Below are 3,841 nucleotides of genomic sequence, written 5' to 3'. Positions count from 1 at the left end.
CGCGCAAAAATCATTCGTCCCGCAGACGTTTGTAGCGCACTGGTCACAATGACTTGAAGCTCACCGCCCACGTGACTGCGCCCATCCTCAACAACGACCATCGTGCCGTCATCCAAATAGCCAACGCCTTGAGCAGGCTCTTTGCCTTCCTTGAGAATCTTCAGATCCAGACTGTCACCGGGAAGATAGCTCGGTCGCACCGCTTGCGTCAGATCGTTGATGTTCAGCACGGGCACCTTTTGCACACTGGCGACTTTGCTGAGGTTGTAGTCGTTGGTCATTAGAGTGCCGTTAATGTCCTGCGCCAGTCGCACCAGTTTGGCATCGACGGTTGGCACATCGTCGTAGTCGGCAGGATGGATAACGATGCGATCGGCATAAGACTCTTGTATTCGCTTTAGAATATCGAGTCCGCGTCGTCCACGCACGCGCTTCAGGTCATTCGAGGCGTCAGCAACCTGCTGGAGTTCTCGCAGCACGAACTGTGGCACTAAAAGCTGCCCTTCGAGAAAGCCCGTGTCGAGCAGAGGTTCCACTCGTCCGTCGATGATGCAGCTTGTGTCAAGAATTTTGCTGGAAGCCGCCTTCAGGGTTCCTTCCGCTAACAGCATCGTTTCGACGGTGTTGGGATTGATCAACCGCAGCAGCGCCCGACCGTGGGTATCTGCCAGCGTCACTCCAGAAAAGGCGAAGATAATGCTGCCAACTACAGCAACGAGTGGCTTAATGAACGAAAACTCTGGCGGAATCGGCAGCAAAAACAGCGGAGCCAGCATCAGGTTCGCGACGAGTAGCCCGATGACCAAACCAACTGCGCGGCTGAGGAGAACATCGGCAGGCAAAGCGCGGAACTGTCGCTCAATGCGCCGATATGTAGTTTGGATGACTAAGCCGATCGCAAAGCCAATCATGGCTCCGAAGCCAGCCGAAACCCAGCGTAAGCCGTCTTCGTTGGTGACTTGCTGTAGAACGTCAAGCGGCAGAGCCTCGACGCCATTAAAACCGATCCCCCCCCCTGCTAGGACAAATGAAAGGATGATGATTGCATCAAGCATGGTGATGAAGTGGTTGGGGACTGTTTGTCAACGTTAGAATCTTGTCAACACGAGAATTTCGTCAAGGTTAGAATCGTTGAACGGCTGCCAATCTGGAAGCTTCGCCAGTTAAAGAAATAATTGCGAATAGATTTAGGCAGATTACGCTGGCTTCACGGTCAGGCTGGCACAATTTCATTATACTCCGCGTATTTCCCATGCTTCTGTCTGGAGCTGCTTTAGAGACAAGTAGTTTTGCGGGTGTGCCTCAGTCTGCTTACGTTCACATTCCCTTTTGTCGGCGGCGCTGCTACTACTGCGACTTTCCTATTTCTGTCGTGGGCGACAAACCTCCAGTCGCGGGGCAAGGCGGCTATGGGACGATCGCCTACTACGTTGCAGTGCTCAGCGAGGAAATTCGCCTCACCCAAAGCTGGGGAAGCCCTTTAACGACGGTATTTTTTGGCGGTGGCACGCCCTCGCTGCTAACCGTCGAACAACTGCATACGATTCTGCAAACGCTCGATCGCCAATTTGGTATCTCTGCCAATGCCGAGATTTCCATGGAGATCGATCCGGGCACGTTCGACTTAGCGCAGGTGCAGGGCTATCGATCAGCGGGCGTCAACCGAGTTAGCTTGGGCGTGCAGGCGTTTCAAGCGGAACTGCTGGCAGCGTGCGGACGATCGCACAGCGTTGAAGACGTGTACGGCGCTGTAGAGACGCTGCGTCAAGCAGCCTTTGATAACCTGAGTCTGGATTTAATCTCTGGGCTGCCGCACCAAACCTTAGACGACTGGAACGAGTCGCTGCAACGGGCGATCGCCCTTGCTCCAACGCATGTGTCTTGCTACGACCTGACCGTGGAATCTGGCACGCCCTTCAGCCGCCAGTACAAACCGGGCATGTCGCCCTTGCCCTCGGACGACACCACCGCGCAGATGTATCGCCTCGCCTCCGAAACGCTGCGCAGTGCAGGGTACGAACATTACGAGATCTCTAACTACGCGAAACGGGGTCATCAGTGCCGCCACAACCGCGTCTACTGGGAGAACCACCCCTTCTACGGTTTCGGCATGGGTGCAACGAGCTTCGTCGGGGGCGATCGCGTCGCTCGACCCCGCAAGACTCGTGAGTATTACGACTGGGTAAAACAGAGCGATACCGTTGAATTTAAGACCCAGACGTCAGCATCCAGCACTCACACGTCAGAATTTCTGCTCGACACGCTCATGTTGGGCTTACGACTTGCCGACGGTTTGAGCATTGCTAAACTCCGGAGTCAATTTGGACGGGCAACCCTCGATCGCGTTTGGCGCTGCTTGCAGCCGTACTACCAGAAAGGCTGGGTCGAAGTGCTGAGCGAGCAGTTACCAACCTCGGTGCTACCGGACACCGGACGTCTGCGGCTCAGCGACCCCGACGGTTTCCTGTTCTCTAACGTGATTTTGGTTCGCCTCTTTGAGAAATTCGAGTAGCGTTTCTGCGGTATGGAATCTTTCTTTTGAGAGTGGGTGCGCCTTAGAGGCAGGTCTACTCTGGGATCACGTTGTCTCACTGGAACTGTCTCATGCCCGACCCCGCAGAACGCCTTCCTGCCACCGACAAGCAAAAAGGCACCGATGCTACAGGTGACGATCAGATGATGGACCCGCAGGACCTCGTTTACTCAGGCGGTTTCGTTGGCAATCCGCGCGAGATCGTCGAAAATCCTGCTGTTGCCCCTGAGATGCTCAATTCCCCTTCACCCGACTTCCTGCGCGACGACTTAGTTAACGAGGAATTGCTCCAGCAAGAGTCAACAATGAGTGATGAGTGATGAGTCTTTATTTAGCGCAAGGCTGCTGAGTTGAACGATCGATACCGAATCACCGGGGAGCCGTCATAGCTTGTCGGCTGCGTTGGTGTTTTGTTCAACTCATTCACGTAATGCCAATTGCTTAATACAGCGCCATTGTTAGCTGTTTGCGGTAAGTTTTTGTTAGCGAATGCTCGTCGCCAAGCAGATCAAACACTGACAGCATTGCCTTACGCGCTCCGTCGTTTCGATAACGTCGATCGTCGCGGACAATTTCGAGCAGCTGTGTCAGTGCCGTTTCGTAATCCTCAGCTAGCACGGCTTGTACTGCTTGCTGAAAGATCGGATCACGAGGGTGATCGCCGATCGCCTGATTTGCCAATTGCTTAAATTGAAGCATCGATCTCAGCGTTTTTGCATGACCACCGTACTCGCTGTCGTACTCCGAAATTTTGGATAGTAGGGCTTCTGCGGAGTCGATTTGGTCCGCTTGCATATAAAAATTACTGGCTTCCAGAATCAGATTACGATCGTCGGGAAAGCGCGTCAGTAAGTCGTCTAATTGTGCCTGCGCTGCTACGACATCTCCCTGCTCAGCCGTGGCGTAAATCTGCTCTAGCGTCTCGTCCATTGCGGATTTGAGGCTTAGCTGCACTAGTAGCTCTCGCAGCTTCGGTTCTGGCAGCACACCTACAAAGCCCTTGTTGACGTGACCATTGTGCACAATCCTGACATCTGGCACACCTTGGACGCCATAGGTCTGCGCCAAATCAGGACTGGCATCAATGTCCACTTTTGCCAGGACAAAATCGTACTCTTGCACCAGCTTCTCCAGCATGGGCTTAAGCAATTGGCATGGTCCGCACCAGTGGGCAAAGAAATCCACCAGCACTGGCTTTTCGTGAGATTTTTGCAAAACTTCGGCATCGAAGTTAGCGCGATCGACGGTAATTGAAGCTCCCATTCCCATTACGTGCTGCTCGTTAATGTCTTAGCGGTAGGAGCCTTC

The 3,841-nt window shown here is 53.7% G+C and carries 4 protein-coding genes; 2 read left to right on the top strand and 2 right to left on the bottom strand.

Features of this window, described 5'->3' with window-relative positions:
* Positions 1 to 1,055 (bottom strand): PIN/TRAM domain-containing protein (locus H6F43_RS08755; protein ID WP_190342413.1); only part of this gene is annotated, 1,055 nt, incomplete at its 3' end.
* 197 nt (positions 1,056 to 1,252) lie between these two features.
* On the opposite strand from H6F43_RS08755, the gene hemW reads away from it, so the two are divergent.
* On the top strand, positions 1,253 to 2,512 hold the full coding sequence (gene hemW, locus H6F43_RS08750; protein ID WP_190342412.1) for a radical SAM family heme chaperone HemW: 1,260 nt from the start codon (positions 1,253 to 1,255) through the stop codon (positions 2,510 to 2,512).
* Between the two features lie 92 nt (positions 2,513 to 2,604).
* Positions 2,605 to 2,853, top strand: coding sequence for a hypothetical protein (locus H6F43_RS08745; protein WP_190342411.1), 249 nt, complete (start codon positions 2,605 to 2,607; stop codon positions 2,851 to 2,853).
* Between the two features lie 121 nt (positions 2,854 to 2,974).
* On the opposite strand, the gene H6F43_RS08740 is transcribed toward H6F43_RS08745, so the two are convergent.
* Positions 2,975 to 3,796 (bottom strand): tetratricopeptide repeat protein, encoded by an 822-nt coding sequence (locus H6F43_RS08740; RefSeq protein WP_190342410.1) that lies wholly within the window; start codon positions 3,794 to 3,796, stop codon positions 2,975 to 2,977.
* Between the last annotated feature and the right edge of the window lie 45 nt (positions 3,797 to 3,841).

Origin of the sequence: Leptolyngbya sp. FACHB-36, assembly GCF_014695955.1 — a bacterium.
Lineage (GTDB): Bacteria > Cyanobacteriota > Cyanobacteriia > Leptolyngbyales > Leptolyngbyaceae > FACHB-36.
Note: the sequence above shows the minus strand (reverse complement) of the source record. Positions and strands in the feature narration are given on the sequence as shown.

Bases quoted from the DNA above. Each gene is read 5' to 3' on its own strand.
- H6F43_RS08740 (WP_190342410.1), bottom strand. From the start codon at position 3,796: ATGGGAGCTTCAATTACCGTCGATCGCGCTAACTTCGATGCCGAAGTT.
- H6F43_RS08745 (WP_190342411.1), top strand. From the start codon at position 2,605: ATGCCCGACCCCGCAGAACGCCTTCCTGCCACCGACAAGCAAAAAGGC.
- hemW (WP_190342412.1), top strand. From the start codon at position 1,253: ATGCTTCTGTCTGGAGCTGCTTTAGAGACAAGTAGTTTTGCGGGTGTG.